The sequence below is a fragment of the Croceibacterium segetis genome, from assembly GCF_011320115.1.
In the GTDB taxonomy this organism is placed as follows: Bacteria; Pseudomonadota; Alphaproteobacteria; order Sphingomonadales; family Sphingomonadaceae; genus Croceibacterium_B; species Croceibacterium_B segetis.
This window is the reverse complement of sequence record NZ_JAANOZ010000005.1, coordinates 246,542-266,234: the sequence shown is the minus strand read 5'-3', so window position 1 is coordinate 266,234 and position 19,693 is coordinate 246,542. Positions and strand designations below refer to the sequence as shown.

At 67.7% G+C, this 19,693-nt stretch carries 22 protein-coding genes; 7 read left to right on the top strand and 15 right to left on the bottom strand.

The window, feature by feature from the left end; all coding sequences use genetic code 11:
• Window positions 1-131 (top strand): winged helix-turn-helix domain-containing protein (locus G7B69_RS08320; protein WP_166178080.1); only part of this gene is annotated, 131 nt, incomplete at its 5' end.
• A 75-nt stretch (window positions 132-206) separates the two neighbouring features.
• Here G7B69_RS08320 and G7B69_RS08315 read toward each other — a convergent pair.
• Window positions 207-449 (bottom strand): hypothetical protein, encoded by a 243-nt coding sequence (locus G7B69_RS08315; protein ID WP_166178077.1) that lies wholly within the window; start codon window positions 447-449, stop codon window positions 207-209.
• 77 nt (window positions 450-526) lie between these two features.
• On the opposite strand from G7B69_RS08315, the gene trmB reads away from it, so the two are divergent.
• The 3 genes from trmB (at window position 527) to G7B69_RS08300 (ending at window position 3,312) form a co-directional block, all read left to right on the top strand.
• Entirely contained in the window at window positions 527-1,240 is a 714-nt protein-coding gene (gene trmB / locus G7B69_RS08310) for a tRNA (guanine(46)-N(7))-methyltransferase TrmB (protein WP_166178075.1), read from the top strand.
• Between the two features lie 112 nt (window positions 1,241-1,352).
• Complete coding sequence (locus G7B69_RS08305; protein ID WP_166178072.1) at window positions 1,353-2,621, top strand: L,D-transpeptidase family protein; 1,269 nt, start codon at window positions 1,353-1,355, stop codon at window positions 2,619-2,621.
• Window positions 2,593-3,312: an SDR family NAD(P)-dependent oxidoreductase gene (locus tag G7B69_RS08300; protein ID WP_243415082.1), complete on the top strand. Its 720-nt coding sequence runs from the start codon at window positions 2,593-2,595 to the stop codon at window positions 3,310-3,312. The genes G7B69_RS08305 and G7B69_RS08300 overlap by 29 nt, the downstream gene beginning before the upstream one ends.
• Before the next feature lie 4 nt (window positions 3,313-3,316).
• Here G7B69_RS08300 and G7B69_RS08295 read toward each other — a convergent pair whose 3' ends face one another.
• From G7B69_RS08295 to G7B69_RS08285, 3 genes are read right to left on the bottom strand one after another with little or no spacing between them, the layout of a single operon-like run.
• Complete coding sequence (locus tag G7B69_RS08295) at window positions 3,317-3,799, bottom strand: nuclear transport factor 2 family protein (protein WP_166178068.1); 483 nt, start codon at window positions 3,797-3,799, stop codon at window positions 3,317-3,319.
• The gene (locus tag G7B69_RS08290; protein WP_279323157.1) at window positions 3,796-5,040 is read right to left on the bottom strand and encodes an MFS transporter; all 1,245 of its coding nucleotides are present in this window, start codon (window positions 5,038-5,040) and stop codon (window positions 3,796-3,798) included. Before G7B69_RS08290 ends, G7B69_RS08295 begins: the two co-directional genes overlap by 4 nt.
• 44 nt (window positions 5,041-5,084) lie before the next feature.
• Window positions 5,085-7,346 carry an NADP-dependent malic enzyme gene (locus G7B69_RS08285; protein WP_166178066.1) on the bottom strand — a complete coding sequence of 754 codons (2,262 nt, stop codon included), beginning with the start codon at window positions 7,344-7,346 and terminating at the stop codon, window positions 5,085-5,087.
• Window positions 7,347-7,454: 108 nt separating this feature from the next.
• On the opposite strand from G7B69_RS08285, the gene mutS reads away from it, so the two are divergent.
• Window positions 7,455-10,055 (top strand): DNA mismatch repair protein MutS, encoded by a 2,601-nt coding sequence (gene mutS / locus G7B69_RS08280; RefSeq protein WP_207785977.1) that lies wholly within the window; start codon window positions 7,455-7,457, stop codon window positions 10,053-10,055.
• Here the strand turns inward: mutS and G7B69_RS08275 are convergent.
• The 4 genes from G7B69_RS08275 to gluQRS all read right to left on the bottom strand — a co-directional run bounded on the left by G7B69_RS08275 (window position 10,052) and on the right by gluQRS (window position 12,124).
• The gene (locus tag G7B69_RS08275) at window positions 10,052-10,369 is read right to left on the bottom strand and encodes a hypothetical protein (RefSeq protein WP_166178064.1); all 318 of its coding nucleotides are present in this window, start codon (window positions 10,367-10,369) and stop codon (window positions 10,052-10,054) included. The two genes, mutS and G7B69_RS08275, sit on opposite strands and share 4 nt — an antisense overlap.
• 98 nt (window positions 10,370-10,467) lie before the next feature.
• On the bottom strand, window positions 10,468-11,034 hold the full coding sequence (locus G7B69_RS08270) for a cob(I)yrinic acid a,c-diamide adenosyltransferase (RefSeq protein ID WP_166178062.1): 567 nt from the start codon (window positions 11,032-11,034) through the stop codon (window positions 10,468-10,470).
• Window positions 11,035-11,051: 17 nt separating this feature from the next.
• Complete coding sequence (locus G7B69_RS08265) at window positions 11,052-11,279, bottom strand: twin transmembrane helix small protein (RefSeq protein ID WP_166178060.1); 228 nt, start codon at window positions 11,277-11,279, stop codon at window positions 11,052-11,054.
• The gene (gene gluQRS, locus G7B69_RS08260; protein ID WP_166178058.1) at window positions 11,276-12,124 is read right to left on the bottom strand and encodes a tRNA glutamyl-Q(34) synthetase GluQRS; all 849 of its coding nucleotides are present in this window, start codon (window positions 12,122-12,124) and stop codon (window positions 11,276-11,278) included. The genes G7B69_RS08265 and gluQRS overlap by 4 nt, the downstream gene beginning before the upstream one ends.
• A 131-nt stretch (window positions 12,125-12,255) precedes the next feature.
• On the opposite strand from gluQRS, the gene G7B69_RS08255 reads away from it, so the two are divergent.
• Complete coding sequence (locus G7B69_RS08255) at window positions 12,256-12,864, top strand: HNH endonuclease (RefSeq protein WP_166178055.1); 609 nt, start codon at window positions 12,256-12,258, stop codon at window positions 12,862-12,864.
• Window positions 12,865-12,874: 10 nt separating this feature from the next.
• On the opposite strand, the gene kynU is transcribed toward G7B69_RS08255, so the two are convergent.
• From kynU to dksA, 6 genes are all read right to left on the bottom strand, one after another.
• Entirely contained in the window at window positions 12,875-14,101 is a 1,227-nt protein-coding gene (gene kynU, locus G7B69_RS08250; RefSeq protein WP_243415081.1) for a kynureninase, read from the bottom strand.
• Window positions 14,098-14,889 carry a tryptophan 2,3-dioxygenase gene (locus tag G7B69_RS08245; RefSeq protein ID WP_166178053.1) on the bottom strand — a complete coding sequence of 264 codons (792 nt, stop codon included), beginning with the start codon at window positions 14,887-14,889 and terminating at the stop codon, window positions 14,098-14,100. Before G7B69_RS08245 ends, kynU begins: the two co-directional genes overlap by 4 nt.
• A 37-nt stretch (window positions 14,890-14,926) precedes the next feature.
• Window positions 14,927-15,355 (bottom strand): DUF4112 domain-containing protein, encoded by a 429-nt coding sequence (locus G7B69_RS08240; RefSeq protein WP_166178051.1) that lies wholly within the window; start codon window positions 15,353-15,355, stop codon window positions 14,927-14,929.
• Window positions 15,356-15,360: 5 nt separating this feature from the next.
• On the bottom strand, window positions 15,361-16,848 hold the full coding sequence (locus tag G7B69_RS08235; RefSeq protein ID WP_166178049.1) for an ABC transporter substrate-binding protein: 1,488 nt from the start codon (window positions 16,846-16,848) through the stop codon (window positions 15,361-15,363).
• Between the two features lie 37 nt (window positions 16,849-16,885).
• Window positions 16,886-17,254, bottom strand: a complete 369-nt coding sequence (locus tag G7B69_RS08230; protein ID WP_166178047.1) for a PilZ domain-containing protein — start codon at window positions 17,252-17,254, stop codon at window positions 16,886-16,888.
• A 138-nt stretch (window positions 17,255-17,392) separates the two neighbouring features.
• Window positions 17,393-17,851 (bottom strand): RNA polymerase-binding protein DksA, encoded by a 459-nt coding sequence (dksA, locus tag G7B69_RS08225; RefSeq protein ID WP_166178045.1) that lies wholly within the window; start codon window positions 17,849-17,851, stop codon window positions 17,393-17,395.
• Window positions 17,852-18,140: 289 nt separating this feature from the next.
• On the opposite strand from dksA, the gene G7B69_RS08220 reads away from it, so the two are divergent.
• On the top strand, window positions 18,141-18,473 hold the full coding sequence (locus G7B69_RS08220; protein WP_166178043.1) for an SEL1-like repeat protein: 333 nt from the start codon (window positions 18,141-18,143) through the stop codon (window positions 18,471-18,473).
• 75 nt (window positions 18,474-18,548) lie between these two features.
• On the opposite strand, the gene G7B69_RS08215 is transcribed toward G7B69_RS08220, so the two are convergent.
• Entirely contained in the window at window positions 18,549-19,688 is a 1,140-nt protein-coding gene (locus tag G7B69_RS08215) for a GNAT family N-acetyltransferase (protein ID WP_166178041.1), read from the bottom strand.
• Window positions 19,689-19,693 lie beyond the last annotated feature (5 nt).

The following is a 19,693-nucleotide window of genomic DNA, read 5'->3' as shown; positions in this document are numbered from 1 at the left end:
TCATCGACGTGTTCATCTGCAAGCTGCGCAAGAAGCTTTCGAGCGCCTGCGGCGGCGAGAATTACATCGAAACCGTCTGGGGCCGCGGCTACGTGCTGCGCGATCCGGGCGAAGAGGCGGAAGCCGCCTGACTATCTCCTGAGTCTTCCTTGGATGGGACGTGAAAGGCCCGCTTCCGAATGGAGGCGGGCCGTTTCATTATCCCCTCAGCCGCGGCGGCGCTGCAAGCGCCGGACGGCAACCCCGGCGGCATAAGGCAGGCCGACCAACAAGGCGCGATAGACGATTACGAAAAGCAGCCCGGTCAGACCGAGATAAGTCAGCCCGGCGACTGTGGTCACGGCAGTCCAGCCGAGCACGACGATGGCGATCCCCTTGAGATGGCGCCGGTCGATCCGGCCCGACTGCCAGCCCACGACTACGGCAGTGATCGCGGCGATGAAATCCATTCCGTTTACCTAGCGGGCTGCCGGCGGCGTGGCAAAAGCCTTCCGGCGCCGGCGTTTCGTGCTAGGCGCGCGACGCCATGACCGCGCACAAACCCGGCGATCCCACCACCCTCAACCGGCTCTACGGCCGCAGCCAGGGGCGTCCGCTGCGCAAGGCGCAACAGGGCTTGCTCGAAACTCTGCTGCCGCAGATCGCGGTGCCGAGCGACGGCCCGGTGACCGCCGAGCGATTGTTCGGCGATGCGCGTCCGCTGCACTTCGAGATCGGCTTCGGCGGCGGCGAGCATATGGCACAGCGGGCCGACATGCTGCCCGACCATGGCTTCATCGGGGCCGAGCCGTTCCTCAACGGGGTCGCCCAGGCGCTGGTGCACGTCGGCGGCGACAACGGCGCGCACCCGCCGCTGGCCAACGTGCGCCTGCACCACGGCGACGCGCTGCAAGTGCTGAGCCGGGTGCCCGACGGGGCGCTTTCGCTCCTCTACCTGCTCCACCCCGACCCCTGGCCCAAGGCGCGCCATGCCAAGCGGCGGATGATGAACGACGGTCCGCTCGATCTCATCGCCGCCAAGCTCAAGCCGGGCGGCGAGTTCCGCTTCGGCACCGACCACCCGGTCTACTTGCGCCACGCGCTGATCGTCATGCGCCGCCATTCGGAGCAATTCGAGTGGCTGGTCGAGGGGCCGCAAAGCTGGCAGCAGCGCCCCGGCGGCTGGCCCGAGACACGCTACGAGGCCAAGGCGCGCAAGCTCGGACACGAGGTGTGCTATTTCCGCTACCGGCGGCGGTGAGCGCCCGTTCAGCGTCATGAAACCGAAGCGGTGGCAACGCGTTTAGCTTGCAAACGGAACGATCGGAGAGCGCCGCACACGCGGCGCGAACTTTATGCGCAACCTATTCAGGATGATTTTCGCCGCCGTGGCCCTGACGGCAGCGGCGCCCCTGCTCTCGGCAGAACCGAAAGGGGACGAGCCGGTCGCGGTCCCGCGCAACATCAAGCAGGGCATCGACTTCGTCTATGTCGACCCCGACATGAGTTCGGTCGCCTCGCGGCACCAGAAGCCGCGCAACTGGCTCGCCCGCCTGTTCAAGGGCGACAACCGCAATACGCCCAATGTAGTGTTCCAGCGGCTTTCCGATGGCCTCGAACAGTACGAAGCGTCGTGGGGCCGGCTACCGCAGGTCAAGATTCCCGCCGGACCGGTGCTCAAGCTCGGGTCGACCGGCAAGCGCGTGGCGCTGCTGCGCACCCGCCTAGGTCTGCCGCCCGGCGACGGCTATGGTCAGGACCTGTTCCAGCGGGTCTCGGATTATCAGCGCGTCCACGGGCTCGAGCCGGTCGACGGGATCGCCGGAAAGGGCACGCTCGCGTCGCTCAACCAGGGCGCCGATTATTACGAGCGGCGGATCGCGATCAACATGGAGCGCGCCTGGCGCTTGCCGGCGACTCGCGCCTTCGATCGCTACGTGGTGATCGATTCGGGCTCGGCCATGGCCTATCTGTTCGACCGCGACCGGATCGCCGACAGCATGCGGGTGGTCGTCGGCTCGCCCAAGACCAAGACGCCGATGATGGCCGTGCTGATGCGCACCGCCAAAGTGCATCCTTACTGGAACGTCCCGCCCGAACTGATTCGCTCGCTCACCGCCGCGCGAATCCGCGAGCAGGGCCTCTCTTACCTCGACAGCTTCCATTACGAGGTCCTCGCCAACTGGTCCCCCGACGCGCCGGTGATCGATCCCAAGACCGTGAACTGGCGAAAGATCGCCGCCGACAAGGCCGCGGGCAACATTCGCGTGCGGCAGCTGCCGGGCCCGTGGAATTCGATGGGCGACATGAAGTTCGAGATGCCCAACGATTACGGCATCTACCTGCACGACACCCCGCATAAAGAGCTGTTTGCGGAGGATGAGCGCCACCTCAGCAACGGCTGCGTGCGCCTGTCCGACTATCGCCGTTTCGCCGACTGGGTGTTCGGCCGGATGCCGCAGGCCACTTCGCCGCGCGAGCAGGAATTCACGCTGCCCAAGCCGGTGCCGGTCTACATGACCTACCTGACGGTCGAACCGACCGCCAACGGTGTGGTATTCCGCCCCGACGTGTATGGCTTCGATGCGCTGGCGATGCCGCAGATGTTCGGCGGTGCGAGCCAGATCGCTTCGGCATCGTAGGAGGAACAAGATCGCCAAGCGGCGCGCCCTGATCATCGGAGCCTCGCGCGGAATCGGCCTCGGCCTTGCCGAGGAGCTCGCCGAGCGCGGCTGGCATGTTTTCGCCAGCCAGCGCAGCGTCAGCGAGCATCTTGGCCGCGCGGCAGAGGACGCCGAAATCGAGGTGGTCACCGCCGACGTGACCGATCCCGCGACGCTCGAGGCGCTTGCCGGCCGGATCGAGCCGGGCTCGCTGGACGTGGTGCTGGTCAACGCCGGCATCATCGGCCCAGAAAGCCAGTCGGTCACCAACGCTACCGCCGACGAAGTCACCGAGATCATGATGACCAACGCGGTCGGTCCGGCGCACGCCGCCATGGTGTTGCTGCCACTTCTGAAGGACGGCGGCACGCTCGCCTTCACCACCTCGCGGATGGGTTCGATCGCGGAGTCGTCGGGCGGTTACGACCTCTATCGGATGAGCAAGGCGGCGCAGAACATCCTCGCCAAGGGGATTTTCGAGCAGGATGCCAAGCGGCGCGGAATTGCCGTACTCTCGCTCCACCCTGGCTGGGTGCAGACCGACATGGGCGGGTCGGGGGCGCACCTGACGGTCGACGAAAGCGTCGCGGGCTTGGCCGACGTGCTCGAAGCCAAGCACGCGCCCGCTCACCGCTTCCTGGCCTACGACGGCAGTGAAATTCCCTGGTAGCGCCTCAGGCGACTTGCGCCGGCGGCTCGCTCCAGGCCCGTTTCTCGCCGACCCATGGCACCTGGCCGTTGATCCACAAGTCGACGTAGACGCTGGCGAAGCGCCATTCCCCGTCGCGCTTTTCGGCCAGCGTGTCCCAAGTTCCCATGCCGAACACGCGGTTCTCGAACGTCTTCACGTCGTGCTGGAGGATCGACCAGAAGCACTTGATGCGCACGCCGCGGTCGCCTTCAGGGGTCATCAGCACCTGGCTCATGCGGTGCTGGCGGCCGAGATAATGATCGGGCTTGTCGTACCACAGTGAATCGGTCGCCCGCTTGAGCCCTTCGCGGCCAACGCAGCGCCCCTGCGGCCAGTGCTCGAGCCAGCCGTCGGGATGGAAACAGTCGGCGTAGCCATCGAGGTCCCCGGTATCGAGCGCCCAGGCGTAGCGCGCCATCAGCTCTTCGATCTCGACGCGGTCCTCGAGCGGTACCTTCGGCTTCATCGCGCTTCCTCCTTGTGTTGTCGCCAGAGCCAGAATGCCGCAATCGCGCCGGTCGCGCCAGTCGCCGCCGCCCACCAGCCGGGCGCCGCCTTGTCGCCGGTCGCCGCGACGAGCGCGGTCACGATCAACGGTCCGAGTCCGCCGAACACCGCGCCGACCGTGTTGTAGATCAGGCCGATCCCCGTCGTGCGCACTTCGGGCGGCAGCAACCGCGACATCGCAAAAGGCAGCGGCGCGGAGATCACGCCCAGCAGCACGGCGGCGGCGAGCTGGACCGCCAGCAAGGCGGCAAAGGAGGGCGCGGCGACCAGCGCCGCGAACAGTGGCCAGATGGCGAGCGTATAGGCGGCGGCGCCGCAGGCGAGGACGGGCAGCGCTCCAACCCGGTCGGCCAGGCGTCCGCAGCCAAGGATGACGAGCGCTTCGGCCGAAGTGGCGACGATCGTCGAAATCTGGGTATCGACCGGCGCGATGCCGAGCTCGCGCACGGCGTAAAGCGGCAGGAAGATCAGGATCAGGTAGAGCGCCGCCGAGCTGATGACGATCAGTCCGGCCATTCCGAGGAGTTCGCTTGGAAAGCGGCCGAAGATCTCCCGCAAGGGCGCGCGCGCGGTCCGGTGAGCCGCAGTCAGCGCTTGGTAGACCGGCGATTCGGCCATCCGCGAGCGCATCCAGAAGCCGACCGGGCCGATCATCGTGCCGAGCGCGAAGACCAGGCGCCAGCCCCAGTTCTCGACCGCGGACTGCGGCAGCAGCAAAGTGAGCGCGAGCACGATTCCCGCGGCAAGGCCGGCGGTGAGTACTTGCGTCGCCATCTGGGTGCTGGCGTAGAGCGCGCGCCGGCCGGGCGGCGCCACTTCGACCAGCATCGCGGTTGCGCTGGCGAATTCGCCGCTGACGGCGAACCCCTGTAGCAGCCGCGCAACCAGGATCAGAGCCGGCGCGGCCATGCCGATAGCCGTATAAGGCGGGGTTACGGCGATCAGCCCGGTTCCGAGTGCCATCAGGATCGCCGTCCAGGCCAGGGCGGCCCGACGTCCGTTGCGGTCGGCATAAAGGCCCCAGAAGAGACCGCCCAACGGTCGCGCGAGGTAGGCGGTGGCAAACCCGCCGAAGGTGAGCAGGGTGGCGGCGAGCGCGCTGTCGGCGGGAAAGTAGAGTCGAGCGAAGATCGCCGCGAAGGCGCTGTAGGCGATGAAGTCGAAGCCTTCGAGCGCGACCCCGAGGTTGCACGCGGCGATCGTCCGCCAGCGTCTCGCTGGGCCGTCTCTGAGCAGCGGTGGCCTCAGCTCACCACGCCGGCGCTCGCCAGCACGGCCAGCGTCAGCAGGTCGGGCGCGGAGGCGGTCATCGGGGCGATCTGGACCGGCTTATCCATGCCGATCAACATCGGCCCGATCACCGCGTTGCCGGCCAGCTCGCGCAGCAGCTTGGCCGAGAGGTTGGCCGATTGCAGCCCGGGCATGACCAGCACGTTGGCCGGCGCCGACAGACGGCTGAAGGGATAGAGCTTCATGACTTGCGGGTTGAGCGCGGCGTCGGGCGCCATCTCGCCTTCGTACTCGAAGCCGGGGTCGTCCTGGTCGAGGATATGGACCGCGTCGCGAATGTTCTCGAGCCATTTTCCGGGCGGGTTGCCGAAAGTTGAGTAGCTGAGGAAAGCCACCCGCGGCTCGTGCCCAAGGCGGCGGGCGACCTTGGCCGTCTCGCGCGCGATGTGCGCCAGTCCCTCGGCGCTCGGGCGCTCGTTGATCGTCGTGTCGGCGAGGAACACGGTATAGTTCTTGCCGATCATCAGGTGAATGCCGAACGGCAGCGAATTGGGCTTGGGATCGAGCACCAGGCTGACCTCGCGCATCGTCTGCGCGAATGGGCGCGTAAGGCCCGAGATCATCGCGTCGCCATGGTCGAGCGCGACCAGCAGCGAGGCGAACACGTTGCGATCCTGGTTGACCATCCGGCGCACGTCGCGCTCGGTATAGCCGCGGCGCTGCAGTCGCCCGTAGAGATATGCGACCATGGCCGGGACATAGGTGCTGTCGGCCGAGTTCTGGATCTCGAAGCTGTCGGGATCGGTGACGCCCAACTCGCGCAGCTTGTCCTTCACTGCCTGCGTGCGGCCGACCAGCACCGGGGTGCCGTAGCCGAAGTCGCGCAGCTGGATCGCCGCGCGCAGGGCGATGTCTTCCTCAGCCTCGGCGAAGACGACGCGCTTGGGCGCGCGCTTGGCTTCCTCGTAGACGTGAGTCAGCACAGAGGTGGTCGGGTTGAGCCGCGCGCGCAAGGACACGCGGTAGGCGTCGAAGTCCTCGATCGGTTTTTGCGCCACGCCGGAATCCATCGCCGCCTTGGCGACAGCGGAGGACACCGTCTCCATCAACCGCGGATCGAACGGGGCGGGAATGATGTAATCGCGCCCGAACTGGCGATCGACGCCATAGGCCGCGGCGACCTCGTCCGGCACCCGCTCGCGAGCCAGCGCGGCGATCGCATGCGCGGCGGCGATCTTCATCTCCTCGTTGATCGCCGTCGCCCGCACGTCGAGCGCGCCGCGGAAGATGAACGGGAAGCCGAGCACATTGTTGACCTGGTTCGGATAGTCCGAGCGGCCGGTGGCGATGATCGCGTCGGGCCGCACGGCTTTGGCATCGTCGGGCGTGATCTCGGGATCGGGATTGGCCATCGCGAAGATGATCGGCTGCTTGGCCATCTTCTCGACCCACGCGGGCTTGAGCGCGCCGGCCGCCGACAGGCCGAGGAAGACGTCGGCACCGTTGAGCGCCTCTTCCAGGGTGCGGCGGTCGGTGTCGACCGCATGCGCGCTCTTCCACTGGTCGACGTTGTCGCGCCCGCGATAGATCACGCCCTTGCGGTCGCACATGATGACATTGTCGTTGGGCACGCCGAGCGCCTTGATCAGCGCGGTGCAGGCGATCGCCGAGGCGCCGGCGCCGTTGACCACCATCCTGACGTCCTTGAAATCGCGGCCGGTCAAGTGGCAGGCGTTGATCAGCCCGGCGGCGGCGATGATCGCGGTGCCGTGCTGGTCGTCATGCATGACCGGGATCTTCATCCGCTCGCGCAGGGCCTGCTCGATGACGAAGCACTCGGGCGCGGCGATATCTTCGAGATTGATGCCCCCGAAGCTCGGCTCCATCAGCGCGACGGCGTTGATGAACGCCTCGGGGTCCTCGGTGGCGAGCTCGATGTCGATCGAATCGACATCGGCGAAGCGCTTGAACAGCACCGCCTTGCCTTCCATCACCGGCTTGCTGGCGAGCGCACCGAGGTTGCCCATGCCGAGGATGGCGGTGCCGTTGGTGATGACCGCGACGAGGTTGCCCTTGGCGGTATATTCGTACGCCGCCAGAGGGTCCTTGGCGATCGCCTCGACCGGCGCGGCGACGCCCGGCGAATAGGCCAGGCTGAGGTCGCGCTGGGTGGCGACGGGCTTCGACGGGATGATCTCGATCTTACCGGGGCGCCCGGTCTCGTGGTAGAACAGCGCCTCACGCGTGGTGAAGCTGGAATTCGTCTCGTCGGCCAAGCGTCGTCTCCTCGGGCGGAAGCCCTAACGCGCCGCACGGCCTTGGCATAGGGGAAAGCTTTCGCCCGGGTGTTCCCGAATCGGAACGGGCGCGGCTAGGCCAAACGCATGGCAGGCACCGCCACCCCGATGATGGCGCAATACCTCGCGCTCAAGCGCGAGGCCGGCGATTGCCTGCTGTTCTACCGCATGGGCGACTTCTTCGAGCTGTTCTTCGACGACGCCAACACGGCCTCGCAAGTGCTCGACATCGCGCTGACCAGCCGCGGCGAGCACGACGGCAAGCCGATCCCGATGTGCGGCGTGCCGGTGCATGCAGCGGAGGGTTATCTCGCCCGGCTGATCAAGGCCGGCTGCCGGGTGGCGATCGCCGAGCAGACTGAGAGCCCCGAGGAAGCGCGCAAGCGCGGCGGCTCGAAGACACTCGTGGCGCGCGATATCGTCCGCTTCGTCACCGCCGGCACGCTGACCGAGGAAGCGCTGCTCGAACCGCGCCGGGCGAACGTGCTCGCAGCGGTGTGCGAGGTTCGCGGCGTGTGCGGCCTGGCCGCGTGCGACATCTCGACCGGACGGATGGAGCTGGAGGAATGCGCGCCCGAGGCCTTGCCTGCGACGCTCGCCCGGATCTCGGCGAGCGAGCTGATCGCGCCCGAGGGGTGGGACGGCATGCCGGCGGAGGCGATCCCGCGCCCGTCGCGCGATTTCGCCAGCGACGAAGGGGAGGCGCGGCTGAAAGCCGTCCACGGCGTCGCCACGCTCGACGGGTTCGGGCAATTCGGCCGCGCGATGCTGGCGGCGGCGGGCGGGCTGATCGCTTATCTCGACCATGCGGGGCGCGGGCACTTGCCGCTGCTGCTGCCTCCGGTGGCGCAGGACGGCGCCACGCGGCTGGCGATGGACGCGGCGACGCGCGCCAGCCTGGAGGTGCTCGAAGCGCAAGGCGGCGGGCGCGCCGGGAGTCTGCTGGCGGCGGTCGACCGCTGCGTGACCGGCGCGGGCGCGCGGCAACTGGCCGAGGACCTCTCCGCCCCGCTGACCGACAAGGCGGCGATCGTCGAGCGGCTGGCGCTTGTGCAGTGGTTCCACGCCGACCCGCTGCTGCGCGCCGACGTGCGCGACGTGCTGCGGCACTTGCCCGACATCGGCCGCGCGCTCGGCCGGGTGGTCGCCGGTCGCGGCAGCCCGCGCGATCTCGGCCAGCTGCGCGACGGCCTCGGCGAGGCGCGCCGCATCCGCGACCACCTCGCCGCCAAGCCCGAACGCCCGGCGTTGCTCGACCGCTTGCTGCCGAGCCTCGGCGGGCACGGCGCGCTGACCGATCTGCTGTCGCGCGCGCTGGTGCCCTCGCCGCCGACCGAGCGCGGCCAGGGCGGCTTCATCGCCGAAGGGCATGATGCGGCGCTCGACGAGCTACGCCTCGTATCCTCCAATTCGCGCCGAGCGATCGCCGCATTGGAATCGAAGTACCGCGACGAAACCGGCATTTCGGCGCTCAAGATCCGTCACAACGGCGTATTGGGCTATTTCATCGAGGTTCCGGCGCGGCATGCCGACGCATTGATGGCGCCGGACAGCGGCTTCACCCACCGCCAGACGATGGCCGGAGCCGTGCGGTTCAACTCGCTGTCGCTGCACGAAGAGGCGAGCCGCATCGCCGAGGCAGGTGGTCATGCGCTGGCGGCCGAGGAGGCGCATTTCGAGGAACTGGTCGGCGAAGTCGTCGCCGCGCGCCAGCCGATCGCCGCGACCGCCGCCGCGCTGGCGCGGATCGATGTGTCGGCCGGTCAGGCCGAGCGCGCGGCCGAAGGCGGCTGGTGCCGGCCCGAGATCGTCGCCGAGCCGTGCCTCGAAATCGAAGGCGGGCGGCATCCGGTGGTCGAAGCGGCCCTGGCTCAGGCCGGCGAGCGGTTCGTGGCCAATGACTGCGCGCTGTCGACCGCTGACCGGCTGTGGCTGATCGGCGGGCCCAACATGGGCGGCAAGTCGACCTTCCTGAGGCAGAACGCCCTGATCGTGCTGCTGGCCCAGGCCGGAGGCTATGTGCCGGCGGCACGGGCGAAGGTCGGCCTCGTCGACCGCCTGTTCAGCCGCGTCGGCGCGAGCGACAACCTCGCGCGCGGACGCTCGACCTTCATGGTCGAAATGGTCGAGACCGCGGCGATTCTCGCGCAGGCGACGGAGCGCAGCTTCGTGATCCTCGACGAAGTGGGTCGCGGCACCTCGACTTACGATGGGTTGGCGCTCGCCTGGGCGGTGGTCGAGGCTGTGCATGAAACCAATCGCTGCCGGTGCCTGTTCGCCACCCATTACCACGAGCTCTCACGGCTCGCGGAAACCTGTGATGCGCTGTCGCTCCACCACGTCCGGGCACGCGAATGGAAGGGCGACCTGGTGCTGCTCCACGAGCTGGCTGAAGGGCCGGCTGATCGCAGCTACGGGCTGGCGGTCGCCAAGCTGGCGGGCGTGCCGAAAACCGTCGTGGCCCGCGCCAAGTCAGTGCTCGACCGGCTAGAGAAGGGCCGTGCGCAGACCGGCGGACTGGCGGCGGGCCTTGGCGACCTGCCGCTGTTCGCCGCCGCTGCCGAACTCGAGGAAGAGCAGTGCGACGAGCTGCGCGAGCGATTGCAGGCGCTCGATGTCGACGCGCTCACGCCGAAGGCCGCGCTCGAGTTGCTGTACGATCTGAAGCGCGAAGCCAGCGAAGGCTAGCTGCCGTCGCTCGGCAAGTCGTCGACCCGATTTTCCTCGCCGTACTTGTCCTCGTTGTCGTCGAGGTTCTCCTCTCCGGCGTAGGCGTCCATGTCGATCCGGCCCGACTGCTCCATGTCGCGCATGTGATCGATCAGGTCCTGCGTCGAATCGTCTTCGATCCCGCCGTGGACCTTGGTGCTGTCGAGGGGGCTGGCCTGGCCGGCGCGGTTACGCGCCTCTTCGGCGATCGACTGCGCCTGGCTCGGCTCGTCGTCCTGTTCGTCGTTGTGCATTTCGGGCGCGTCGTCGGACGTCGGTTCGCGAGCGATCATGGATGAATCTCCTTTGCAGCCAAACCCGCGGCACAGGGCGCGCGTTCCCGCGAAACTGCGTCCGCAATGATCGGCTCGCTATCGGTAGATTCCCGCGCTCAGCGGTTGGCGCCGGGCTGCCACAAGACGTCGCCCTCGCCGCCCGCATTGATGGCGCGCGCAAGCACGAACAGGTAATCCGACAAACGGTTGACGAACGCCAGCGCGGCCGGGTTGACCGGCGCCCCGGAGGCGAGCGCAGTCATCGCCCGCTCGGCCCGGCGCACCGCCGCCCGTGCGACATGGACCCGCGCCGCGGCCTCACTGCCGCCCGGGAGGATGAAGCTGCGCAGGGGTTCGAGGCTCTCGTTGAGCGCGTCGATCCGCGATTCGAGCCATTCGCCCTGCGCCGCGACGATCCGCAGCACCATCTCCGAGGGCGCGAAGTCCTCGCCCGGCGTCGCCAAATCGGCGCCCAGGTCGAACAGGTCGTTCTGCAAGCGCTGCACGTCGCTGGCAGCCTCGCCCTGAAGCACCACAGCCGCCAATCCCAGCGCCGAATTTGCCTCGTCGACCGCGCCAATCGCTTCCATCCGCGCGTCGTGCTTGGGCACGCGGCTGCCGTCGACCAGCCCGGTCGTGCCGTCGTCGCCGGTGCGGGTGTAGATCTTGTTGAGACGGACCATCGTTCCGGCCCGCCGGATCAGTGGTTGAGCATGAGCAGGATCGCCACGATGACGATCGCGAGAGCCTGGAACTTGATCCGGTTCATCATCATCCGGTTCTGCAACAGCTGCATGTCCTTCTGCCGCTCGCCGCCGGCGTCGATGTCGGCGCGGTGCGATTGCAGGAAGGCGACAATCCCGCGGACGAGCGAGACGACGACGAAGATCATCGCCGCGACGAGGAGGATGACAAGGATGGTGTTCATGGCACCCGATCTAGGCCTTCGCCGAGCGTAATGCCAGCCGGGAGGCGCCCGGCGCGCAGCAAATCCGCCAGCGCCCGCCCGTCCTCGCCGGCGCGGCGGCGGTCGACCAGCGAAGGAGAGCCGCGCCGCTTGGCGAGCTTGGTGCCGGTTTCGTCGAGCAGCAGCGGGTGGTGGTGCCAGGCCGGAACCGGCAGATCGAGCAACGCCTGAAGCAACCGATGGACATGCGTCGCAGGAAACAAGTCTATGCCGCGCGTGACCAGTGTGACGCCGTCGGCCGAGTCGTCGATCGTCACGGCGAGGTGATAGCTCGCCGGAGTCTCGGCCTCCCTGCGCACCAGCACTACGTCGCCGAGCAGCTCGGGCCGCGCCGCCTGCTCGCCCGCGCGTTCGTCGAGCCAGGTCAGCGGCCCGGTTCGCCGGAGTGCTTCGGCGACATCGAGCCGCCAGGCGGCTGCGGCGTGATCGACCGGGGTGCCTCGGCAGGTTCCGGGATAGACCGGTCCATCGGGACCTCCTTCGGTCGCCGCCGCCGCGATCTCGGCACGCGTGCACCGGCAGGGATAGAGCAGGCCCTCGCGCCGCAGCCACTCCGCTGCTTGCGCATAGGCCGTCACCCGCGTCGATTGCGCCGGCACTTCCTCCCATTCGAGCCCGAGCCAGGCGAGGTCCGCGCGAAACGCTTCGGCCAACTCCGGCCGCGAGCGGGCGCCGTCGATGTCCTCGATCCTCAGGAGGAAGCGCCCGCCGCGGGCCTTTGCCAGATCGTGCGCGACGATCGCCGAGTAGGCGTGGCCGAGATGCAAGGGCCCGTTCGGGCTGGGGGCAAAGCGAGTGACGATCACGGTGCTTCCTAGCCCGCGCGCGGGCCCGCTACACCCGCAAATCCGCCAAACGGCTGTGGATTCGCGCCTTGTAACGGGGTTGACGCATTTCGGCGCAAATGCTCCCTTGCTTCCCAAGGAGGACACTCGGCGTGTTCAAGGCCGACCTGATCGAGCGCGCGGCCCATTTCCGCAGCGCGATGGAAGACCCCACCAGGCGGCTGGAAAGCTGTCCGGCGCTGGTGCTGAACGCCGATTACACGCCGCTCTCATACTATCCATTGAGCCTTTGGCCGTGGCAGACGGCAATCAAGGCGATCTTCCTCGAGCGGGTCGACATCGTCGCCAGCTACGAGCGGCTGGTCCACTCGCCGAGCCTCGACATGCAGATCCCAAGCGTGATCGCGCTCAGGCAATACGTCCGGCCGAGCGAATTCCCGGCATTCACCCGCTTCAACGTCTTCCTGCGCGACCGCTTCAGCTGCCAGTACTGCGGCAGCGAGCAGCACCTGACCTTCGACCACGTCATGCCGCGCCGGCTCGGCGGGCGGACCACGTGGGAGAACATCCTCACGGCATGCGCCCCGTGCAACATGAAGAAGGGCGGCCGCACGCCTGCGCAGGCGAACATGCACCCGCTGGTCCATCCGATCCGCCCGACCCACTGGCAACTGCAACAGCACGGCAAGAAGTTCCCACCGAACTATCTGCACGAGACATGGCGCGACTGGCTTTACTGGGACATCGAGCTGGAGGCTTAACGCCTGCCCGTCAGGTCACCGCTCTCCGCGTCGTGAACTCTTCCCGCTCCCACTCGCCGCTCGCCAGCACTTCGCTGAGCGCTTGGGCGGCGTGCCAGCAGTCTTCGAAGCGAATGTAAGCGGGCGACAGTCCGAGACGGAGAACGTCCGGCTCGCGGAAGTCGGGGATCACTCCGCGCCCGATCAGCGCCTGGGCGATCGCGTAGGCCTCGGGGTGACGGTACGAGAGCTGGCTGCCGCGAGGGCCCGGGCCCTCGGGGCTGATGCACGGCAGGTCGGGCGCACCCTGGGCGATGGCGGCGCGGAGGAAGTCGGACAGCGCGCGCGATTTCGCATGCAGCCGCTCGATGCCGATCTCGGCGATCAGCCGCACGCCTTCCTCGAGCGCGGCGAGGCCGAGGATCGGCGGGGTGCCGGTGAGCAGGCGTTCGATGCCGGGCGCCGGGGTGTAGTCGTCGACGAAGGCGAACGGCGCGGCGTGGCTCATCCAGCCGGTCAGCGGTTGCTGCAGCGCCGCCTGGTGGCGCTTGGCGACGAAAGCGAAGGCGGGCGCGCCGGGGCCGCCGTTGAAATACTTGTAGCCGCAGCCGACGGCGAGATCGGCGTTGCCGCCATTCAGGTCGACCGGCACCGCCCCGGCGCTGTGCGACAGGTCCCACAGCACCAGCGCGCCCACGTCATGCGCCGCGCGAGTCAGCTTGGCCATGTTGTGCATCGCGCCGGTCTTGTAGTGAACGTGGGTCAGCAGCAGTAGCGCGACGCTGTCGTCGAGCGCCGCTTCGAGCGCTTCCCGCTCTACGAGCCGCTTCGCGGCCAACCCCTGCGCCTCGAGCCCGGCGATCAGGTAGAGGTCTGTCGGGAAGTTACCCGGCTCGCTCAGCACAACCTTGCGCCCGGGCCGCATCGCCAGCGCCGCGGCGATCAGTTTGAACAGGTTCACCGAGGTCGAATCGCAGGCGATCACCTCGTCCGCCTGCGCCCCGATCAGCGGCGCGATCATCGCCCCGATGCGACGCGGCATGCCGATCCAGTCGGCGCTGTTCCAGCTGCGGACCAGCCCCTCGCCCCATTCGCGGCGGATTACCTCGCCGAGCCGAGCCGCTGTGCCCAACGGCAGCGCACCGAGCGAATTGCCGTCGAGGTAGACCACCCCCGGCGGAATCGCGAACTGCTTGCGGTAGCCGGCGATCGGATCGGCCGCGTCGAGCGCGCGGGCGTCGGCGAGACTCGGAATCAAATCTCGGTCCTCACCGCGAGCAGCTCGGGGAAGAAGCCCTTCTTGAGCACCGACTCTAGATAGGGCACGCCCGCCGTGCCGCCGGTGCCCGGCTTGAAGCCGATGATCCGCTCAACGGTCTTGAGGTGTCCGAAGCGCCAGCGCTGGAAGTGGTATTCGAGGTCGACCAGCTTCTCGGCCAGCTCGTAGAGGTCCCAGTATTGGTCGGGGTCGCGATAGATTTGCGCCCAGGCCTCGGTGATCGCCTGATTGGCCTCATGCGGCCGCTCCAGCCCGCGTTCGAGCACTTCGGCCGGGATGGCGAACCCGCGCCGGGTGAGCAGGCGCAGGGCTTCGTCGTAGAGGCTGGGCCGTCCCAATTCGGCCCGCAATTCTCCGGCCACTTCGGGTGTCGCTTCGTGCATCGTCACCATGTCCGGATCGCGCCCGCCGAGCATGAATTCCATCAGCCGATACTGCGCCGACTGAAACCCGCTCGACCGCCCGAGAAACGGGCGGACTTGTGAGTAATCGTGCGGCGTCATCGTGCTCAGCACGTCCCAGTTGCCGATCAGTTGCTGTTGCGCGCGGGCGACGCGACTGAGCATTTTAAAGGCCGGGCGCAACTCGTCGGCAGCGATCAGCTCGCGCGCGCCGGCGAGTTCGTGCAGGCAAAGCTTGAGCCACAGCTCGCTCGCCTGGTGGACGACGATGAACAGCATCTCGTCGTGCGCACCCGACACCGGATGCTGCGCCGAGAGAACACGGTCCAGATCGAGGTAACTCGCGTAAGTGACGTCCCGGCCCATGCAGGAAGCTATAAGCCGGAGACGGTTGAAAGTGAAACTACCCTTCGATCACGCGGGTATGCGGATGATGCTTGTCGAGGTGCCGCTTGACGACGCGAAGGTTGCGGGTGTTGGAGCGGAACAGGAAGTCGAGCGCGTCACCGGCGAACGGAACCAGCCCGATGGCGGTGTCGAACCCGACATTGCCGGCCATCCGCCACAGCTTCCACTTGGGCATGCCGAGGTTCTTCGCTTCCCACACCAGGTAGGCGCCGAACGCGGCGCCGACGAAATCGCCGATCACCGGAATAAGCCCGACGATCGCGTCGAGGCCGAACTCGTAACCCAGGCCGGGGACCTTGAAACCGTGCTCGAGCAGTTTCTCGACCGCCTCAATCCGCCGGCGGACCGAGGCCGGGTCGGTTCCGGTCGGCAGCGAGGCCGCCATCGGGCGGGGGCGCTGCGGTGATAGTTCGGCGCGATCCATCGAGGTTATTTGGGGATCGTCGCCATGTCGGGCAAGGGATGCCAGGCCCACGCGTTCGAGGCGAACCCGTCGACGGTGCCGCGCACCATCGACCAGCGCAGCGGCGCGCCGATCGGGATGTACACGTTGGCCGCGCTCAGCAGGCCTTCGGCGCGGGCGAGATCGTCGGCTCGCGTCTGGGCATCCGGCGCCGCGAGCGCTGATTCGACGGCCGCGTCCGCCTCCGAATTGCAGAGGCCGCGATGGAGCGAGCAATTGAACTGGTTGAGAAACCAGCGCGGCTCGGCATAGCGGGCGATCCGGTCGACCAGCGTCAGGTCGGCCGGCTCGCCCTCGGCGACGCGCACCAGCGTGACGCCGATCTGGCCGAGCTGGGCGGACAACTCGTTGAATAGCATAACAAATCCGGGCTCGTCGGCGAGCGCGATGGTCAGCTGCGGCGGTTTGCCCTTGCCCGCGCCGGCGCGCCAGGCCGCCACGCGGCTGGCTGCGGCGCCGCGGCGCTGGTCGATGCTGGCTCCGGCCCAGCGCTCAGATACCTTCGCGCCGGCGACTGCCGCCGGAACGATTCGCGTGCTCGGCACCCAGCCGCCGATGTTGAAGCGCGACATCAGCGCCGGCCGGTCGATCGCCAAAGCCAGCGCCTCGCGGTTCTGCGGCAGCGCGAGGAAGCCGCGCTCGCGCATGACCTGCATGCCGAACAGGCCGATCACGTTGTCGAGTCGCAAGTTGCCGCGCGACAGGGGGCCGGGATCCGCCAGCGGCCAGGAAGCGATCGTGCCGCCGAGCACGACGTCGACCTCGCCTTGGTCAAACGCGGCCAGCGCGGCCTTCGCAGGGAGGGCTTCGACGCCAACCGCGCGGACGTGCCGCTGCCAGCCCTCCTCCTGCGGCTGGCCGCGCATTTCCGGGGGCCTGAACGTCAACTCGGTCGGCTGACGCCCCATCGCGGTGTCCGGGCGCGCTCGTTCGATCACCATCGGACCGGCCTGGAAACCCCGGTGAGAGAGCGCCAGCTCGGGTTGCGCCAGCAAGCGCAGGAAATCGGGCATCGGCGCTTTCAGGTCGATCTCGACGACCCGGCCGGCCATCGCCTTGACCTCGTCGACCGGCCCCAGGTCGAGTCCGAGCGAAGTTCCGCGCAGGCCGCGGATTACCTGCCGAATGGCCTCGCGCGCGCTTTCGCCGGTAAGTTCGGCGCCGTCGGGCCAGGTCCCTTCGCGCAGGCGGAAAATATAGCTCTTGCCATCGTCGGCGACGATCCACCGGTCGGCCAGGGCCGGTTCGATCTCGCCTTGCGCGTCGAGCGCGACGAGGCCGGCGCCGGTTGCGCCGCGAACCACCTGCGCGCCTTCGGACAACCTCAGGCCACCGGCAAAAACCTCGTCCTTGTCGCCGATGATCGCAATGTCGAGCGGGCCGTCCGAATGGCCGCACGCGGCCAGCGACAGCAGCGCGCCCGTTACAACCGCTTTGAGAAGTCGCCCTTGCATGAAGGCAGGCTAAGCCTTCGGCGGTCGTGGCGAAAGGTCAGATCTTGCGCAAGTTCGCTGTGTACAGGTCGAGCGGCGGGCGGGTGAAGCGTGGACTTGAAAGGTCGGGCGCGCCGGCGGCGATCGGGGCGCGCGCCACCTTGGGATCGATTTCCTCGACGAAGGCGATGCCGAACCGGTCGTCCTGCTTCCAGGCGACCGTCCCCTCGACCCAGCCAATGTTGCGCAGGCCGACGGAAACCAGCACACCGCGCACCACCGGAGCATCGCCTTCGGCCATCATGCCGCCGGCGGAAAGATTGCGGACCTTGACGCGGTGCTCGCCGCCGCTGCCGCCGTCGATGCGCACCTGGGCGATCAACAGCAAGCTGTCGCGTTCGACCTGGCGAGTTTCGACATTGGCCATCTCGCGGGGCTCTCCTGGTTAGCTGGACACGGCGCGAACGCTGGCCCGCGCGCAATTCGTGTTTCGAGCGTATTCGCCGACTGTGGTTTTCGATTGTTTAACGCCGCGCAAGTATTTGCAAAAACGTCCCGAACCGGGTCAGTCGTCGCGCGAAACCTTTTCGCGCCGCTCGTGCGCCTGCTGGGCTTCGACCGTCATCGTTGCGATCGGCCGGGCGATCAGGCGGTTGATTCCGATCGGTTCGCCAGTGACTTCGCACCAGCCGTATTCGCCTTCGTCGATTCGACGCAGCGCCGCATCGATCTTGGCGATGAGCTTGCGCTGGCGGTCGCGAGTGCGCAGCTCGATACCCCAGTCTGTCTCGCTCGAGGCGCGGTCGTTGAGGTCGGGCTCGCGGATTGGCCCGTCCTGCAGCGATTGCAGGGTGAACTCCGAGGCCGAGAGAATCGATTTCTTCCATTCGAGCAGCAGCACACGAAAATAATTCAGCTGCTGCTCCGACATGTACGCTTCGTCTTCGGTCGGCGTGTAGTCGGCGTCGAGCGCACGTTTGGCCTTGGCCAGGACGTCGATCTCATCACCCAATACAGATGCCATTCGGGCACCTCCGCAACTGGTCAGTCCCACCCCGGCCGATGCTGTGATTCAGCCGCGTTCGCACGCGCCGCCGACCCGGATGGCGCGGCCTATACGGACAGCACCGATGGCGCACAAGCGGCAACGCAAGTGCCTTAATCGGAAAATGATTAAGCGCTGCCGAACGGTCGCAAGGGATGTGGTTAACAATTCCCCGAGGCCGTTAACCATTTGTTGAGGGCGCCGGGTGGAACACTGGTGCAGCAAGCCGGCAGCGGGGGCGCTCGGCAAATTCTTGGGGAGAGCGATCATGGAACTGGCCAAGATCGATAACGTGAAATCAATCCGCAGCGCCGAAGCCGTTGCCGCCGACCTGCTGGTCGCCAAGTGCCTGGCGGCCGCCGCCAAGGGCAGCAACAGCGCCTACTTCGACCTCGGTGTCGCCTTTTCGATCGGCAGCCACGGTGTCGCCTGCGACCTGATCGAGGCGCACAAGTGGTTCAACCTCGCCGCCGCGCAGGGGCACGAAGAAGCCGCTTGGTGCCGCGCCGACATTTCCGACGAAATGAGCGCACGCGAGATCGCCGAGGCGCAGCGCCGCGCGCGGCAGTGGCTGGGAGCCGGGGAGCGGCGTGCCGCCTAACCTATTTGGTAATTATTTCTTGACATCGTCACGCTAATCGGTTACAAGCACAGAAGCTCGCGATAGTGCGATTCGTCACCCGCCCTTCCGGAACGGCGTGCGGGTGCCGAGATAAAGGCTCTCCTGCGCCACGCCTTCGCGCTCGCGCTCGAGGAAGTCGGCGATCGCCTCGCGAAAGCCCGGATCGGCGATCCAGTGCGCCGACCACGTGCGCACCGGCTCGTAGCCCCGCGCCAGCTTGTGCCCGCCTTGCGCCCCCGCCTCAACCCGTTGCAAGCCGCGCGCGATCGCCGCGTCGATCGCCTGGTAATAGCACAGCTCGAAATGGAGGAACGGCTTGTCGCGGGTGCAGCCCCAGTAGCGGCCGTAGAGCGCGTCCGCGCCGATGAAGTTGAGCGCCCCGGCGATCGCGTCGCCATTCTCGTAAGCCAGCACCAGCAGGACCCGCTCGCCCATCCGCTCGCCAAACAAGTCGAACGCCGAACGTGTCAGGTACGGATGGCCCCACTTCCGCGCGCCGGTGTCCTGGTAGAATTGCCAGAATGCGTCCCAGTGCTCTGGGCGCAAGTCGCCGCCAGTCAAGTGGCGGATCTCGACCCCCTCCTGCGCCCGCGCGCGTTCCTTGCGCAGCTCCTTGCGCTTGCGCGAGGACAGTTGGGCGAGGAAGTCCTCGAAGCTGGCGTAGCCGCGGTTCTCCCAGTGGAACTGGATGTCGTTCCTCAGCAGCCAGCCGGCGCGTTCGAACAGGTGCCGCTGCTCGGGCTCGATGAAGGTCGCGTGGGCGGAGGAGAGGCCTTGCTGCGCACACAATTGCTCGGCCGCTCGCAGCAGCGGCGTGGCATAGGCCTCGTCTTCGAGCAGGAGCCGCGGCCCGGTCGCCGGCGTGAACGGCGCGGCGATCTGCAGCTTGGGGTAGTAGCGCCCGCCCGCGCGATGCCAGGCATCGGCCCAGGCGTGGTCGAACACGTATTCGCCCTGACTGTGGCTCTTGACGTAAGCCGGCAGCGCCGCGTGGAGCGTGCCGCGCCCGTCCTCGATCACGACCGGCACCGGGTCCCACCCGGTGCCTAGCCCGACGCTGCCCGAATCTTCGAGCGCGGTGAGGAACGCGTGGCTCATGAAGGGATTGCCCGATCCCGCGAGCCGATCCCACTCCTCGGCATCAATCGCGCCGACGGCTGGAGCAACGCGGGCAATGAGGTCGGAATCGGCCATCGCGC

Coding starts and splice junctions, on each gene's coding strand:
- G7B69_RS08215 (WP_166178041.1), bottom strand. CDS start 19,688: ATGGCCGATTCCGACCTCATTGCCCGCGTTGCTCCAGCCGTCGGCGCG.
- G7B69_RS08275 (WP_166178064.1), bottom strand. CDS start 10,369: ATGATCGCTCGCGAACCGACGTCCGACGACGCGCCCGAAATGCACAAC.
- mutS (WP_207785977.1), top strand. CDS start 7,455: ATGGCAGGCACCGCCACCCCGATGATGGCGCAATACCTCGCGCTCAAG.
- G7B69_RS08230 (WP_166178047.1), bottom strand. CDS start 17,254: ATGGCCAATGTCGAAACTCGCCAGGTCGAACGCGACAGCTTGCTGTTG.
- G7B69_RS08305 (WP_166178072.1), top strand. CDS start 1,353: ATGATTTTCGCCGCCGTGGCCCTGACGGCAGCGGCGCCCCTGCTCTCG.
- G7B69_RS08220 (WP_166178043.1), top strand. CDS start 18,141: ATGGAACTGGCCAAGATCGATAACGTGAAATCAATCCGCAGCGCCGAA.
- G7B69_RS08265 (WP_166178060.1), bottom strand. CDS start 11,279: ATGAACACCATCCTTGTCATCCTCCTCGTCGCGGCGATGATCTTCGTC.
- G7B69_RS08295 (WP_166178068.1), bottom strand. CDS start 3,799: ATGAAGCCGAAGGTACCGCTCGAGGACCGCGTCGAGATCGAAGAGCTG.
- dksA (WP_166178045.1), bottom strand. CDS start 17,851: ATGGCATCTGTATTGGGTGATGAGATCGACGTCCTGGCCAAGGCCAAA.
- G7B69_RS08245 (WP_166178053.1), bottom strand. CDS start 14,889: ATGGGCCGGGACGTCACTTACGCGAGTTACCTCGATCTGGACCGTGTT.
- G7B69_RS08235 (WP_166178049.1), bottom strand. CDS start 16,848: ATGCAAGGGCGACTTCTCAAAGCGGTTGTAACGGGCGCGCTGCTGTCG.
- G7B69_RS08240 (WP_166178051.1), bottom strand. CDS start 15,355: ATGGATCGCGCCGAACTATCACCGCAGCGCCCCCGCCCGATGGCGGCC.
- trmB (WP_166178075.1), top strand. CDS start 527: ATGACCGCGCACAAACCCGGCGATCCCACCACCCTCAACCGGCTCTAC.
- G7B69_RS08315 (WP_166178077.1), bottom strand. CDS start 449: ATGGATTTCATCGCCGCGATCACTGCCGTAGTCGTGGGCTGGCAGTCG.
- G7B69_RS08270 (WP_166178062.1), bottom strand. CDS start 11,034: ATGGTCCGTCTCAACAAGATCTACACCCGCACCGGCGACGACGGCACG.